Raw genomic sequence first — 14,479 nt, 5'->3', positions numbered from 1 at the left:
GCTGGTATGATTAGAAAAGTTACTAAACAGTGCAATCCCCAAGGCAGTTGGAATATTTTACCTCACATGTTCCAGTTCGGGTGATGTTCGTCGATGACGAAGGCGTGCTTGTGCCGAACCGGCTTGTGACGATGACGCCGGGGCAAGCTGCCCTCCTCGGTTTGATCATGCTCAGCATCATGCGGATTGGCATGATCATGTTCGAAGGACTCATGTGTGTGCCAGCGCTCAAGCTCGTCTGGTCGGGGCCAGATGAACCAGGCGGCAAGCGTTGCCGCAAATGCGCCGCCTGCCATCACCGCGAAGGAATTTTCCAGTCCGAGAGACGCGCCCAGATATCCCGCCACTGGATAGGTAAGCAGCCAGCCCGCATGGGAGATCGAGAACTGGGCGGCAAACAGGGCGGGGCGGTCCTTGTCATGCGAGGACCGCTTCAAAAGCAGTCCGCCGGGCGTGAGCACGAGCGCCGTTGCACAGCCAAGCGCAAACCAGATGACAATCGCTCCCGCCAGACCCGGCTGAAGGAGTAGAGTGTGGGGTACGATGCTCAGGAGCGCGGCCCCGCCGATCATCGCATTGCGCGCGCCTACACGGTCGATGAGGCTGCGCATTGTGATCGCAGTTGCCATCGATCCCAACCCGTAGGCCGCAAGAAGCAGCGTGTAGGTTTGCTGCGTCCCGCCAAGCATCTCGCGGGCTACCAACACGGTATTGACGATGACCCAGGCGCCAACGAAGGAAACGGCCAGTCCAAGCGCAAAAAGGGCGACGAGGCGCGGCGTGTGAACATAGATGTTGAAGCCGCGGGTCAGTCGCTGAAAGAAGGGTGTGGCGGCACCGGTGTCCCGGCTGCCGCGATAGCCGCTGACAAGCACGAAACCGGCGGAGCCGAGCAGGCCGACGGCTGTGCCGATGAAGAGCATCCGGTTGTCGACGAAGCCGAGAAGCAGTCCGGCCACCAGCGGGCTCAGAAGCGATTCCATGTCGTATGCCAGCCGGGAGAGGGAGAGGGCGGAGGTGTAATCCTTCTCCTCGGGCAGGATGTCCGGAATGACACTCTGGAAGGCTGGCGTGAATGCAGCCGAGCACAGCTGGAAGAGAAAGATGATGACGTAAAGCTGCCAGACGGCTGTGACGAAGGGCAGGAAGAGTACAAGCCCGAAGCGCAGTGCGTCCAGCGCAACCAGCAGTCGACGCGTGGGCATCCGGTCGAAAAGCGCGCTCGCCAGCGGTGCAAACCCGACATAGGCAATCATCTTGATGGCGAGCAGCGTACCCAGGACGATGCCAGCATCGCCGCCACTCATGTCATAGGCCAGAAGCGCCAGACCGACGGTCATCAGCCCGATGCCGCCAAGCGAAAGAAGCTGAGCGGAAAAAAGCCGTCTGAACTGTCGATTGCGCAATATGGCCAGCATCAAGACTCCTTTCTGGCCGCTGATTGGTTTATCCGGCCAGCCGCTCCGGTCGGGCCTTGTGTGTAAAGCGGGCGGTCAGCGGGTCAAAGTCGTAAAACCGGGCAAAGCGTTCGGCTTCCAAAGAAAGTTCGTTCACCGCTTCAATGATCTCGTCGGCACGCGCGTCGCTCAGGAGATAGCTGAAATTCAGCCTTACCCAGCCGGGCTTCTCCATCTCTCGGCCAGCGCGAATATCCGCATGGAGCTGTCGCGATTGCTGCTCGTCGATGTTCAGAAGCTGGTGGGCATAGGGCCCTGCGCAAGCGCAGCCACCGCGGACCTGTATCCCGTAATAGTCGCTCAGCATGCGGGTGAAAAGCTGGTGATGGACGAAACTCCCGTCCTTCGACCTGACGCGGAATGAGAAGATTGGAAGCGCCGGAGCATCAAGATTGCCCAGCAACTCGATCATCGGATTCTTGCGGAAGGCTGCCAGAGCACGTGCCCGCAATTCGGCGTCGCGCTGGTCGATATAGTCCTGACCCAGCGCCTGCTTCACGATCAGGCTCATCGCCGCGCGAACATCGCCGATCACATTGGGCGTCCCGGCTTCCTCGCGTGTCGCAAGACAAGCGGCATAGTCGTGGTCCCATGGGGATACAAAGGTGACAGAGCCTCCGCCCGGCGCGGTGGGCTTGTCCGTCTGTGCGATCGCGTCGCGCAGGACCAGCACGCCCGTAGCACCCGGACCGCCGGGAAATTTGTGCGGAGAGAACACGATTGCGTCCTTGGCATGATCCGTGCCGGGTTTCATGTCCATCGGCAGGTAAGGCGCACCGCCCGCATAATCCCAGACGGCGCAGGCGCCGTGCGACTTGAGGAGGCGCGTGACGGCGTCGGTGTCCACGATGATACCGGTGACGTTGGATGCCGCGGAGAATGCGCCGACCTTAAGGTCTGCATCCGAATGGGAGGAGAGGGCGCGGGCCAGGGCGTTCATGTCCGGCCCACCCGTGCTTGCTTCCCCGATGCAGATGATTTCCGCACCCGTTTCCCGCCAGGGCAGAATATTGGAGTGGTGCTCATAAGGGCCGGTGAAAATCACGACTTTCTGACCAGCGCGCAGGCGCTCTTCCACCTGAAGAAGCTTCACCAGCTTGTTCACGCCTGTCGTCGCACCCGAACCGCAGAATATGACGCTGGAACTGTCGCATGCATTCACGGAGTCTCTGACGACCTGTCGTGCTTCTTCCCTGAGGCGCGTCGAATACTGGCCACACCAGGAGGCTTCGGTATGGCTGTTTGCGTAGAAGGGCAGCACCTCGGCGCGGACGAAATCCTCCACCTGTGAAAGCGCGCGGCCGGAAGCCACGAAGTCCGCATAAATCAATGGGCGCGGGCCCACGGGACCATCGATCAGGATGCCTTCGCCGATCAGGCCTGCGGCTAGTCGAGCGGGAAGATCTCCGCCTTCAAGCGATTGGGCAAATCTTTTCAGCGCTCCGTGCTGCATGAAATAGCTTCCATTTCCGAAATACTGTCATGGTACGGTCACACAGCTGAAGACGTTCAAAATCACAAAATCGATTGCATGATTGCAATTTTGGTTGTCATATGAACGAATGAAGCGCCAAGAACTCGATCAATTTGATATTAAGATCATACGTACCCTGCAGCGGGACTCTTCGCTGTCACAGCGCGATCTGGCCGACAGGGTAGGGCTGTCGCAGAATGCCTGCTGGCGCCGCCTTCGGATACTTGAGGAAAAGGGTGTCATCCTGGGCCGCACGCTGCGGCTTGATCGCGCGCGATTGGGGCTTGGCCTCGTCGTCTTCGTGATGGTGAAAACCCGTCACCACTCGGCGAGCTGGCTGCAGACATTCCGCAAGCACGTCTCCAGCATCCCCGAAGTGGTCGATTTCTACCGCATCGGCGGTGACTACGACTATATGCTGAGAATCGTCACGGAAGACATGGCGAGCTACGACTCCGTCTATCAGCGCCTCATCCAGAAGGTGGAGCTGGAATCGGTCACATCCTATTTTGCCATGGAAGCGATCGAGGAGCGCAGACCGCTCCCGATTTGAAGGTCAACGCAGATTGACCGCGTAGTGGATGTTGTCGGTCAGGCAGCGCGAGACGCGAAGTTCCACCGGCTTGTTTTCAAGATCCTTCGCCACGCGGTGGATGCGCAGCAGTGGCCAATTCTTGGCGCATCCTAGCAAAGCCGCATCTGCGCTGGTTGCCGCCACCGCTTTGATCCGCTCTTCCGCCTGCGCGATGGTGATGCGCCAGCGCGCGGAGAAGAGCTGGTAGATATTGTTCGGCATGTCTTCGGCTTCCGGAAAATCCGGAAACCGCTCGGTTGGCAGAACGATGGTTTCCACAAGGATCCGTTCTTCGGCCAGATGGCGTAGCCGCTCGATGCGCCAGACGGAATCGCCCGCACCAATTTCCAGGTCATCAGCTTCCGCCGGGGTAGCGCTGGAGGACGTGCGCGAAAGCACTTCACTCCGCGGGAAATCGGGCTGGCCATTATCCGGCACGAGGCGGAAGAACTGGAACAGGATCCGCGAATCTTCGGGCTGGGCGACGAATGTGCCCTTGCCCTGCCGGCGGATCAGCAGGTTTTCCGCCGTCATTACATCCAGCGCCTTGCGCACCGTTCCCTGGCTTACCCCCATCTGCCGGGCAAGCTCCATCTCGCTGGGAATAAGCATCCCCGGTGACCATTCCCCCTCGACCAGGCGTCGCACCAGTTGGTCGCGGATCTGCGTATAGAGCGGCTTGTATTCCATTCGTCTCTCGTGAGGGGCCAGAATTGTCCAGTGATTGCCCCAGACACATTCATTAGCGCAAGTGGCTTGACAAGGCCAGTGTCTTCTAGCTTATATCTTATATAAGACATAAGTCTAAAAAACGGGCATATCGCGAGAGGAGATCATTTGTGACGGTTCCCCACCTGTTAATTCACGAAAAGAAGGACAATGTCGGCGTTGTCGTCGTCGAAGGCCTGAAGGCCGGCACCAAGATGCTGTGCGTGGTCACCCACGACAATTCCAGCTTCGAGATGGAAGTGCATGACGATGTGCCGATCGGCCACAAGGTCGCGCTGACTGACCTGAGCGAGGGCGACACGGCGATCAAGTATGGCGAGGATATCGGCAAATTCGTCGCCGGCGTGAAAAAGGGCGGCCATGTCCACACGCACAATCTCAAGACAAAGCGCTGGTAAGGCGGGAGGACAACAAAAATGGCTTCGAAATACTCCAACCTCACCTTCAAGGGCTATCGGCGCGAGAACGGCCGCGTGGGCGTGCGCAATCACGTCGTGATCCTGCCCGTCGATGACATTTCCAACGCAGCCTGCGAGGCGGTCGCAAACAACGTGAAGGGCACGCTGGCGATCCCCCATGCCTATGGTCGCCTGCAGTTTGGCGAGGACCTTGAGCTTCACTTCCGCACGATCATCGGCACCGGCGCCAACCCGAATGTTCACTCGGTCGTGGTGATCGGCATCGAGCCCGGCTGGACCAAGCGCATTGCCGATGGCATCCGCGAAACGGGCAAGGAAGTTGCCGAATTCTCCATTGAGCAGAAGGGCGATTTCGAGACGATCCGCGCGGCAAGCTGGGCCGCCAAGGACTTCGTCCACAAGGCGACTGAAATGCAGCGTGAGGAGTGCAACATCTCCGAACTCTGGGTCTCCACCAAATGCGGCGAGAGCGACACCACCACGGGCCTTGGTTCCTGCCCGACCGTCGGCAACATGTATGACAAGCTCCTGCCCGAAGGCATCACCGGCTTCTTCGGCGAGACATCGGAGATCACCGGTGCCGAACACATCTGCAAGGAGCGCGCGATCAACGAGGAGGTTGGCGAGCGCTGGTACAAGATGTGGAAGGCCTATCAGGACGACGTCATCTTCGCCCACCAGACCGACGACCTTTCCGACAGCCAGCCCACCAAGGGCAACATTCTCGGCGGTCTGACCACGATCGAGGAAAAGGCGCTCGGCAATCTGGAGAAGATCGGCCGCACATCGAAATATATCGACATTCTCGAACCGGCTGAGATGCCGAAATCCGGCAATGGCCTCTACTTCATGGACAGCTCTTCGGCTGCCGCCGAATGTGTGACGCTGATGGCTGCCGGTGGTGCCGTGATCCACACCTTCCCGACAGGTCAGGGCAATGTGGTCGGCAACCCCATCGTGCCGGTCATCAAGATCACTGCCAATCCGCGCACCGTCCGCACCATGAGCGAACATATCGACGTCGACGTGTCGGGCATCCTGCGCCGCGACCAGACCATCGACGAAGCCGGTGACGCGCTGATCGAGATGATCCTGCGCACGGCCAATGGCCGCAACACGGCGGCGGAAGCTCTCGGGCATCGCGAATTCTCGATGACCAAGCTCTACCGCAGCGCCTGATGCTTGCAAGCCCCGCCTCGTGCGGGGCTTCTTCCGGTCTGTCACCGCGGGAGGGGCGGGAGGCAGACCAAACTTTTTCAGCCAATCTGGGAGGATAACAATGCTGAAGAAACTGACTTTGCTGGCAGCCGCAGCTGCTTTCGCCATGACAGCCGGGGCCGCTCAGGCATTTCCGGACAAGCCGGTGAACTACATCATTCCGTTCAATGCAGGTGGTGAAAGCGATATCTCCGCCCGTCTGCAGCAGCCCTACTTCAAGAAGATCACGGGCGAAGATCTCATCATCCAGTATCAGGCGGGTGCCGGTGGTGCGCAGGCCTGGTCGGTGCTCAATGACCAGCCGGGCGACGGCTACACGATCATGGGTACCAACCTGCCGCATATCATCCTGCAGCCGCTTCTCCAGAACCCCGGTTACAAGACCGAGGATCTGACGAATATCTACATGTTCCATTTCACGCCTGACGCCCTGCTCGTGCGCGCAGACAGCGAATTCAAGACGGTTCAGGATGTCATCGACGCGTCCAAGGAAAATCCAGGCGCACTCACCGTCGGTGGCGTGGCGACCAACACGGCAAACCATATCGCGCATCAGCGCTTTGCCGATCTCACCGGTGCTGAAATGACCTACATCCCCTATACCGGCACGGGCGCGACCATCCCCGGCCTGCTCGGCGGCGAGGTAGAACTGCTGTGGGGCTACACGACTGTGGCAGCAGGGCAGGGCGACAAGGTGCGCATGCTGGCCGTTGCCCAGGACGAGCGTCACCCGCTCTTCCCCGACGTGCCGACCTTCAAGGAGCTGGGGATCGATATGGTCGGCGGTGCCTATCGCGGCATCGCGGTGCCGAAGTCCACACCCGAGGAAGTCCGCCAGCAGCTGTCCGACATCATCGGCAAGATCAATGCGGATCCTGAATTCATCAAGGAGATGGAAGATGCAGGATTTGCGATGCTGAACGTGCCTTACAACGAGATGGATGCCTTCATGGCCGAGCGCCAGAAGGTCTATGAAGACACGGCCCGCAAACTGGGTTCGCTGCAGTAAAACACTCCTGGCGGCGGAACCCGTTTTCGCCGCCAGCTTCCACTCATCTCGAGGGAGCTTCCATTGGCATTCGATATCGGATCGGTTCTTGCCCAGGCGATCAGCCCTTTCAACCTGTTGCTCGCGCTTCTGGGCGTGGTGCTTGGAACGGTTATCGGCGCACTGCCGGGCCTGTCCGCCACCATGGCCATTGCCGTGCTGGTGCCATTCACCTTCGCAATGGACCCGGCATCCGGCCTCATCATGCTCGGAGCGATCTATACCGGCGCCATCTACGGTGGTGCCTATGCGGCCATTCTGGTGAATACACCCGGCACACCGTCCGCGATCGCAACAACCTTCGACGGTTTTCCGATGGCCAAGCGCGGCGATGGTGACCTCGCCATGACGCTTGCCACCCTGGCCAGCGTGATTGGCGGCGTGATTGGCGCGATCGCGCTGATGACATTGTCGCCGCTACTGGCCAATATCGCGCTCGCCTTCCAGTCCAGCGAATATTTCTGGCTCGCCATTCTGGGGCTCACCCTCATTGCAAGCCTCTCCACCGGCAATGTTCTCAAAGGCCTGATCGGTGGTGCATTCGGCCTCATCCTGTCCATGATCGGCGTGGCTGTGGTCGGCGGCGATGTGCGCATGACCTTCGGCATATCCGGGCTTTTGGGCGGCATCGACATCGTCTCCGCGCTGATCGGGCTCTATTGCATTCCCGTCCTGATCGACATGGTTGCCCGCCCCGATCGCCATCTTGAGCCAGCACCCTTGGGCCGGGGCTTCCGCTTCTTCGAAGCGCTCGGCCACTGCGCGACCAACGCCTTCAACCTCTTCCGCTCCTCGGTCATCGGCACGGTGGTCGGCATCCTGCCGGGTGCCGGCGGCTCGATCGCCTCGCTTGTATCCTATTCGGAAGCCCGCCGCGCCAGCCGACATCCGGAACGCTTCGGCACGGGCGAACCGGGTGGCCTGCTGGCGACTGAAAGTGCAAACAATGCCACTGTTGGCGGCGGCTTCATCCCGACACTGGTGCTGGGTATCCCGGGCACTCCACCTGATGCGGTCATCCTCGGCGCGCTTTTGGTGCAGGGCATCCGCACGGGACCGGAGCTTTTCACCCAGCAAAGCGGCATCGTCTATATCTTCATGCTGGGCCTGCTGATTGCGACAGTCATGATGCTGCCGGTGGGCCTGCTCATCGGACGCTATGCTTACCGGTTCATCGTGAACACGCCCAAGGCGCTGCTCGTCCCGCTTATCGCCTTCATGACGGTTGTCGGCAGCTTCGCCATCCACTCCAACCCACACGATGTGCTCGTCATGGTGTCGATGGGTGCCCTTGGCTGGCTCCTGAGTCTCGCCGGTTTCGGACCCTCGCCTATCGTGCTCGGGCTGGTTCTGGGTCAGATTGCCGAACAGGGCTTCATGCGCGCCTACATGATCGGCGGTGCACGCGGCAATTTCGGTGGTCAGCTTCTGTTCGACCGCCCCATCAGCTGGGCAATCTTCGCTCTCATCATCATCACGCTGGGCCTGCCCCTTTGGAGGCAATTGCGTCAGCGAAAGGCCAAGGGGAAGGAGGCTACGAATGACATCTGATCGTGACATCGGTGGAGTGATAGGTTCACTGTTCTTCTTCTTTATCGGCGCCGGTGTCTTTGCCATGAGCTTCGAGATGTCGCGAATGGCTGCCATGTTCCCGCGCACCGTGGGCGCAGCCCTCGCGATACTCTCTGCCATCTATGTGGTTGCCGCGTTGCGCGGCTATCGCGGGGAGGCGGTGGAGACCACCTCCAGCGCGAGCGAGCAGGCGGAGGGCCTGGGCCGCCGCCTGACACTTCTTGCGGTGATGATCGGTTGGGCTCTGCTCTTTCCGCTGGTCGGCATGTTTGTCACCAGCCTGACTGCCTGCGTGATCCTGATGTTTACCGGCCTTTTCGAGCGCATCCCGCCGCAGCGCCTCGCCCTCTATCTCGGCGCTGTCCTTGGCATGGTGGTTTCGTTCTACCTGCTGATGAGCAAGCTTCTTCATATCCCCATGCCGCGCGGCATTTTCTTTTGATCGAACAGTCACGGATATTGCATGCCTGAGATCGTCATTTCCGAATTCATGGACGAAGACGCCGTCGAGACACTGCGTGCTCGATATGAAACCCTCTATGACCCCGACCTTGTCGACCGTCCGCAGGAGCTGGCGGAGAAGCTGCAGGATGCGCGCGCGCTGATCGTGCGCAACCGCACGCAGGTGCGCGGCGATCTGCTGGGCGCGGCACAGAAGCTGGAATGCGTGGGGCGACTTGGCGTCGGTCTCGACAATATCGACCTCGAAGCGTGCGAAGGCCGCGATGTCGCGGTCTACCCGGCCACCGGTGCCAACGATCTGGCGGTTGCCGAATATGTCATCACCACCGCCTTCATCTTGATGCGCGAGGCTTATCTGTCGACTTCGCACGTCATCGACGGCAAATGGCCGCGTTCGCGGCTGATCGGTCGCGAGATTTCCGGCAAGGTGATCGGGCTGGTCGGCTTCGGCGCCATCGCGCGCGAAGTCGCGCGCAGGGCCGATGCGCTCGGCATGAAGGTCATCGCCTTCGACCCGTTCCTCGATGAAGGTGATGCAGCATGGAAGCTCGCGCAGAAGCGCGATCTGCCGCAATTGCTCGGCGAGGCGGACGTCATCAGCCTTCACACGCCACTTACCCCCAAGACGCGCCACATGATCGATGCCAAGGCTCTGGCTGGCATGAAGAACGACGCCGTCCTTATCAATGCCGCCCGCGGCGGTGTGGTTGATGAACAGGCTTTGGCCGACGCGTTGCGCAACGGCCAATTGGCAGGCGCAGCACTCGATGTTTTCGAGGAAGAGCCACTTTCCGCAACTTCCGGCCAAAAATTCGCTGGTTTGGAGAATCTGGTTCTAACACCCCACATCGCTGGCGTTACCGCCGAATCCAATGTGCGTGTAAGTGCGCTTACTGCGAAAAAAGTCTTGGAACATCTGGGAGGCTCGCAGTGAGCACCATGACCCCACAGCAGGTCACCGACCTCGTCATATCCACGCTGGAGCGCTGCCACACATCGCGCGAAAACGCGCAGGCAGTGGCGCGCGCGCTGCTGGGCGCCGAGCTTGCCGGTCAGGCCGGTCATGGGCTGAGGCGCATGCCCTCCTATTGCGCGCAGGCACTGTCGGGCAAGGTCGACGGCATGGCAGAGCCCGTGGCGCAGGAGATGCGCCCGGGTGCACTCAGGATCGATGCTGCAAACGGTTTTGCATATCCGGCGATCGAGAAGGCGTTGGAATGGCTTCCGAAAGCAGCCAGGACCAATGGCATTGCCATGGCCGGTATCCACCGCTCCCACCATTGCGGCGTGGCAGGCATCACCGTCGAAGCACTGGCGCAGAAGGGGCTGATCGGTCTGCTATTCGCCAATGCCCCTGCGGCGATCGCGCCCTGGGGTGGAAAGAAACCGCTCTTCGGCACCGACCCGATAGCCTTCGCCGCGCCACTTGCCGATGGCGAACCGGTCGTCGTCGACATTTCCCTTTCGAAGGTGGCACGCGGCAAGATCATGGCTGCCGAACAGCAGGGCAAACCCATTCCAGAGGGCTGGGCGCTTGACGCCGACGGCAATCCGACCACCGACCCGAGTGCGGCCATGAAAGGCACCATGGTGCCGATGGGCGACGCCAAGGGAACGGCTCTCGCGATCATGGTGGAGCTCCTGTGCGCTGGCCTCACCGGCGCCAACTATGGCTACGAAGCCACCTCGTTCTTTGATGCCGATGGTCAGGCGCCCGGCACCGGGCAGATCATCATCGCCATCGACCCCTCCGCCTTCGGCGATCATGCGCTGGCGCGCTTCTCCGTGCTCGCCGAAGCGATAGAAGGCATGGATGGGACAAGGTTGCCCGGCCGCAGACGGCAGGCGCTGTCAGCCGAACTGGAAGCGAATGGTATCGAAGTCGATGACGCGCTTCTACAACAGATCGAAGCGCTGGGACGCGCTGAAGCCACAAGCTGAAGATGACACTCATGACAACGCTCAAGAGCCCGGACCGTTTCGATACCTTGAAGCGGTACATGCCGGGACTCATGTTCGCCCTCGTGCTGGCACTGGCGGCGAATTTTCTGTCGGAGCATTACGGCGCGCCCGTCATGCTGTTCGCGCTTCTTCTAGGCATGGCATTTCACTTCATGTCGGAGGAAGGTCGCGCAGTTGAAGGCATTGAGTTCGCCTCGAAGTCGCTCCTGCGCCTGGGCGTGGGCCTGCTTGGCGCACGCATCACCTTCGAGCAGATGATGACGCTCGGTCCCAAGCCCGTGCTCCTGGTGCTGATGAGTGTGGTGCTCACGATCGGTTGCGGGCTCCTGATGGCCAAACTCTTTCGGCGCCACTGGACCTTCGGCCTTCTGACCGGTGGTGCTGTTGCGATCTGCGGTGCCTCTGCAGCACTCGCCATCTCGGCTGTCCTTCCGGAGCGATCGGATCGCGAACAGAACACGCTCTTCACGGTCATTGCCGTGACCGGCCTGTCGACCGTGGCCATGATCGCCTATCCCATACTCTTCACGGCTCTCGGCTTCGACGAACGCGCCATCGGCATCATGATAGGTGCCACCATTCACGACGTGGCGCAGGTTGTCGGTGCCGGTTATGCGGTGTCCGATACCGCGGGCGACATTGCCACGCTGGTCAAGCTACTGCGTGTCGCCCTGTTGCCGGTCGTCATCATCGCCATCATGCTCTTTTCCATGCGCGGAGAGGGAGGGCGCGGGCGCGTGACCCTGCCAGGCTTCGTCCTGCTTTTCGCAGCCCTCGCAGCAGCCAACAGCTTCGGCCTCCTGCCTTCAATGGTGGCCGACTTTCTCTCGGAAGCATCGCGCTGGATGCTGATTACAGCCATCGCAGCACTTGGCGCCCGCACGGCACTCAAGGACATGTTCGCACTCGGTGCGGGCCATGTCAGCGTGGTCGTCGCCATCACGCTCTTCCTGATGGTCTTTGCGATACTCACCGTCGGCTATGTCTGACAGACATCGACGGGACTGAAACGAAAAACCCCCGGCAATGATGATTGCCGGGGGTTTTTCTTGTGCACTGAAAGCCGTGGTTACTGAACCACCGCCTGAAGCTTTTCATCGACAGCGGCCTCACACTGCGAAATGGCTGCTTTGTAGCTGTCGAGGAATTCCTGATTGGCAGGATCCTGGCTGGTGAACCACTCTTCCATGCCGCTTGCCGCCTCGCGGAAGGCTGCCTTTTCCTCGTTGGTCAGGCTGTGAATCGTGCCGCCGGCATCGGTGAAGGCTTTGAAGGACTTCACATCGTGATATTTCGGGTAGGAACGCAGATACTGCTCGATGACCTCGAAGCCCTCGAAAACGATCTTGCGCAGATCCTCGTCCATGGCCATGAACTTGTCATTGTTGATGAACCAGGTTCCGCCCATATAGGCGTGCCCGTCCAACGTGATGTGCTTGAGATGCTCGTGGAAATTCATGGTCACGATATCGGTGATGCCGTTCTTCGTGCCTTCCACGACACCGGTCGCAAGCGAAGTGTAAACCTCCGGCCATGAAATGCCGGTCGGCGCGCCGCCAAGCTGGCGTACCAGCTCCTGCTGGATTTCCGCAGGGATCGTGCGCAGCTTCATGCCCTTCACGTCTTCCGGCTTGAGGATCGGCTTGTTCGTGGTGGCAAAATTGCGCCAGCCGCCGGAGTTGGAGATGACCATCAGGCGGATATTGCCTGTCTGCTCCATCATGCCCTGACGCAGGGTGGCCATGAATTCTTCATCGTCGAAGACGCATTCGGCAACCTGATCGTCGCGCAGCATATAGGGCAGGTCGAGACCGGCAAAGGCAGGCCACAGATTGCCCGGCTCACCGAAATTCGACTGGTAGATGTCCACGAGCCCGGCCTGCATGCCCTCGAAGCATTCGCGGCCGGAAGCACAAAGCGTGCCGCCGGTATAGATCTCGATGTCCACGCGACCGTTCGACTTGTTGAACACATGGTTCCGGAAGGCCTGCATGGCCTGGTAGTTGTAGTTGTCTTCGCCGGTCGCAAGCGGCGTGACCAGCTTGAATTCCGGCTCCTCCTGCGCGGATGCTCCGCTGGCAAGCCCGAGCGCCAGTGCGGATGCGGCGAGTGCATGTTTGAGAAACTTCATCTCTTCCTCCTTCGGTTGTTTGAAAAGGCGCCTTGGCAGCGCTCTTGTGAAATCATTGCCGGAAGCGATCAGCCGCCGGAAAACAGGTTCCCCCAATTGTCCCAGAGCCAGGGCAGACCAAGCGTGAAGATCGGCACATAGGCGACCAACAGGATGACCAGGACCTCGGCGATTAGGAACGGGATGATGGCGCGCACGATATCGGCAAAGCGCGCTCCGGAAATCGAAGTGGCGACGAACAGCACCAGCCCCATGGGCGGTGTCGCCAGACCCACCGTGACATTGAGGCACATCATGACGGCGAAGTGCACCGGATCCATGCCATAGGCAGCAGCAGCCGGTGCAAGGATTGGCCCGAGGATCAGGATCGCCGGCCCCGCATCAAGCACCATGCCGACGATGAACAGGAAGATGTTCACCATGAGCAGGAAGACGATGATGTTGTCCGAGACGGTCAGCATCATGTTCGTCAGCGTGGCAGGAACACCAGCAATGGCGACGATCTGGCTGAACCCGGTGGCCACGCCGACCAGAAGCAGCACCACACCCGACTGGATGGCCGTGCGCCGCAGAATGCCGATAAATGCTCTCAGCCCGAAACCGTCTTCGTCAAGCAGGCCCATGCGATGGGCGATCTTGACCGCGATGTTCAGAAACAGCGCATATGCAACGGCCACAGCCGCCGCTTCTGTGGGCGTGAAATAGCCTGAAAGAATGCCCCCCAGAAGAATTACCGGTGTGAGCAGCGGAAAGAAGGCCCGCAGTCCTGCCCGACCGCGCTGGCTCCACGCCATGCGCTCATTGGCGACAGGGAAATCGTATCGCTTGGCCATGAAGGCGGTCACGACCATCAGCGACCCCGCCAGCATCAGGCCGGGGATGATACCGCCCAGAAACATGCGCGCGACATCGACATTCATGACAAACGCATAGAGCACCATCAGGCCCGATGGCGGGATGACCGGCCCGATGACCGAGCTTGCCGCAGTGATTGCCGCTGCAAACTTGCGCGAATAGCCGTTCTTTTCCATGGCCGGGATCAGCATGGAGCCAAGCGCCGACGTGTCGGCCACGGCCGAGCCTGAGAGTCCGGCGAACAGAACGCTGGCGGCGATATTCACGTGAGCCAGTCCGCCACGGATATGGCCAAGCATGGCGCGCGAGAAATCAACGAGGGCGCGCGTGACCATGCCCGAATTCATGATCTCGCCAGCAAGGATGAAGAAGGGCACCGCCATGATCGGGAATGAGGAAATGCCGGAATAGACCCGGTTCACCTGCATGCCGAGGAACGCCATGCGGTCGATCTGCCAGAGCTGGAAAACCCCGGCACCGATCATGGCATAGAATACCGGAACGCCGATCCCCAGAAGGATGAGGAAGCCCCAGAAGACCGCCAGTCCTTTGATCGCGAAGGCGAAACCACCCATGAG

General features: G+C 60.3%; 14 protein-coding genes. 9 read left to right on the top strand and 5 right to left on the bottom strand.

Annotated elements, in window-relative coordinates:
* Positions 1-62: 62 nt before the first annotated feature.
* Together EL18_RS10780 and EL18_RS10775 are read right to left on the bottom strand one after the other, a co-directional pair.
* On the bottom strand, positions 63-1,418 hold the full coding sequence (locus tag EL18_RS10780) for an MFS transporter (protein ID WP_036482787.1): 1,356 nt from the start codon (positions 1,416-1,418) through the stop codon (positions 63-65).
* A gap of 28 nt (positions 1,419-1,446) precedes the next feature.
* On the bottom strand, positions 1,447-2,910 hold the full coding sequence (locus EL18_RS10775; protein ID WP_036482784.1) for an aminotransferase class V-fold PLP-dependent enzyme: 1,464 nt from the start codon (positions 2,908-2,910) through the stop codon (positions 1,447-1,449).
* Between the two features lie 109 nt (positions 2,911-3,019).
* Between EL18_RS10775 and EL18_RS10770 the strand changes: the two genes are divergently transcribed.
* Positions 3,020-3,484, top strand: coding sequence for an Lrp/AsnC family transcriptional regulator (locus tag EL18_RS10770; RefSeq protein WP_036482782.1), 465 nt, complete (start codon positions 3,020-3,022; stop codon positions 3,482-3,484).
* Positions 3,485-3,487: 3 nt separating this feature from the next.
* On the opposite strand, the gene EL18_RS10765 is transcribed toward EL18_RS10770, so the two are convergent.
* Entirely contained in the window at positions 3,488-4,195 is a 708-nt protein-coding gene (locus tag EL18_RS10765) for a GntR family transcriptional regulator (protein ID WP_036482779.1), read from the bottom strand.
* Between the two features lie 149 nt (positions 4,196-4,344).
* On the opposite strand from EL18_RS10765, the gene EL18_RS10760 reads away from it, so the two are divergent.
* The 8 genes from EL18_RS10760 to EL18_RS10725 all read left to right on the top strand — a co-directional run bounded on the left by EL18_RS10760 (position 4,345) and on the right by EL18_RS10725 (position 11,904).
* On the top strand, positions 4,345-4,632 hold the full coding sequence (locus EL18_RS10760) for a UxaA family hydrolase (protein WP_036482776.1): 288 nt from the start codon (positions 4,345-4,347) through the stop codon (positions 4,630-4,632).
* Between the two features lie 18 nt (positions 4,633-4,650).
* Entirely contained in the window at positions 4,651-5,832 is a 1,182-nt protein-coding gene (locus EL18_RS10755; RefSeq protein ID WP_036482774.1) for a UxaA family hydrolase, read from the top strand.
* A 100-nt stretch (positions 5,833-5,932) separates the two neighbouring features.
* Entirely contained in the window at positions 5,933-6,880 is a 948-nt protein-coding gene (locus EL18_RS10750; protein ID WP_036482771.1) for a tripartite tricarboxylate transporter substrate binding protein, read from the top strand.
* Positions 6,881-6,943: 63 nt separating this feature from the next.
* Entirely contained in the window at positions 6,944-8,470 is a 1,527-nt protein-coding gene (locus EL18_RS10745) for a tripartite tricarboxylate transporter permease (protein ID WP_244444552.1), read from the top strand.
* Positions 8,460-8,933 (top strand): tripartite tricarboxylate transporter TctB family protein, encoded by a 474-nt coding sequence (locus EL18_RS18065; RefSeq protein WP_036482768.1) that lies wholly within the window; start codon positions 8,460-8,462, stop codon positions 8,931-8,933. Before EL18_RS10745 ends, EL18_RS18065 begins: the two co-directional genes overlap by 11 nt.
* 21 nt (positions 8,934-8,954) lie before the next feature.
* On the top strand, positions 8,955-9,887 hold the full coding sequence (locus tag EL18_RS10735) for a hydroxyacid dehydrogenase (RefSeq protein WP_036482767.1): 933 nt from the start codon (positions 8,955-8,957) through the stop codon (positions 9,885-9,887).
* A 5-nt stretch (positions 9,888-9,892) separates the two neighbouring features.
* Positions 9,893-10,894 (top strand): Ldh family oxidoreductase, encoded by a 1,002-nt coding sequence (locus EL18_RS10730; RefSeq protein ID WP_081871156.1) that lies wholly within the window; start codon positions 9,893-9,895, stop codon positions 10,892-10,894.
* An 11-nt stretch (positions 10,895-10,905) separates the two neighbouring features.
* A complete protein-coding gene (locus EL18_RS10725; protein WP_200875516.1) occupies positions 10,906-11,904 on the top strand; it encodes a YeiH family protein in 999 nt (332 codons plus the stop codon).
* Positions 11,905-11,984: 80 nt separating this feature from the next.
* On the opposite strand, the gene dctP is transcribed toward EL18_RS10725, so the two are convergent.
* The gene (gene dctP, locus EL18_RS10720) at positions 11,985-13,046 is read right to left on the bottom strand and encodes a TRAP transporter substrate-binding protein DctP (RefSeq protein ID WP_036482759.1); all 1,062 of its coding nucleotides are present in this window, start codon (positions 13,044-13,046) and stop codon (positions 11,985-11,987) included.
* 68 nt (positions 13,047-13,114) lie between these two features.
* Positions 13,115-14,476 (bottom strand): TRAP transporter large permease, encoded by a 1,362-nt coding sequence (locus EL18_RS10715; RefSeq protein WP_036482756.1) that lies wholly within the window; start codon positions 14,474-14,476, stop codon positions 13,115-13,117.
* Positions 14,477-14,479 lie beyond the last annotated feature (3 nt).

The sequence above is a fragment of the Nitratireductor basaltis genome, from assembly GCF_000733725.1.
Classification (GTDB): domain Bacteria; phylum Pseudomonadota; class Alphaproteobacteria; order Rhizobiales; family Rhizobiaceae; genus Chelativorans; species Chelativorans basaltis.
This window is presented reverse-complemented; position numbering and strand designations above follow the sequence as displayed.

Coding starts and splice junctions, on each gene's coding strand:
- EL18_RS10780 (WP_036482787.1), bottom strand. CDS start 1,418: ATGCTGGCCATATTGCGCAATCGACAGTTCAGACGGCTTTTTTCCGCT.
- EL18_RS10775 (WP_036482784.1), bottom strand. CDS start 2,910: ATGCAGCACGGAGCGCTGAAAAGATTTGCCCAATCGCTTGAAGGCGGA.
- EL18_RS10770 (WP_036482782.1), top strand. CDS start 3,020: ATGAAGCGCCAAGAACTCGATCAATTTGATATTAAGATCATACGTACC.
- EL18_RS10765 (WP_036482779.1), bottom strand. CDS start 4,195: ATGGAATACAAGCCGCTCTATACGCAGATCCGCGACCAACTGGTGCGA.
- EL18_RS10755 (WP_036482774.1), top strand. CDS start 4,651: ATGGCTTCGAAATACTCCAACCTCACCTTCAAGGGCTATCGGCGCGAG.
- EL18_RS10750 (WP_036482771.1), top strand. CDS start 5,933: ATGCTGAAGAAACTGACTTTGCTGGCAGCCGCAGCTGCTTTCGCCATG.
- EL18_RS18065 (WP_036482768.1), top strand. CDS start 8,460: ATGACATCTGATCGTGACATCGGTGGAGTGATAGGTTCACTGTTCTTC.
- EL18_RS10735 (WP_036482767.1), top strand. CDS start 8,955: ATGCCTGAGATCGTCATTTCCGAATTCATGGACGAAGACGCCGTCGAG.
- EL18_RS10730 (WP_081871156.1), top strand. CDS start 9,893: ATGACCCCACAGCAGGTCACCGACCTCGTCATATCCACGCTGGAGCGC.
- EL18_RS10725 (WP_200875516.1), top strand. CDS start 10,906: ATGACAACGCTCAAGAGCCCGGACCGTTTCGATACCTTGAAGCGGTAC.
- dctP (WP_036482759.1), bottom strand. CDS start 13,046: ATGAAGTTTCTCAAACATGCACTCGCCGCATCCGCACTGGCGCTCGGG.
- EL18_RS10715 (WP_036482756.1), bottom strand. CDS start 14,476: ATGGGTGGTTTCGCCTTCGCGATCAAAGGACTGGCGGTCTTCTGGGGC.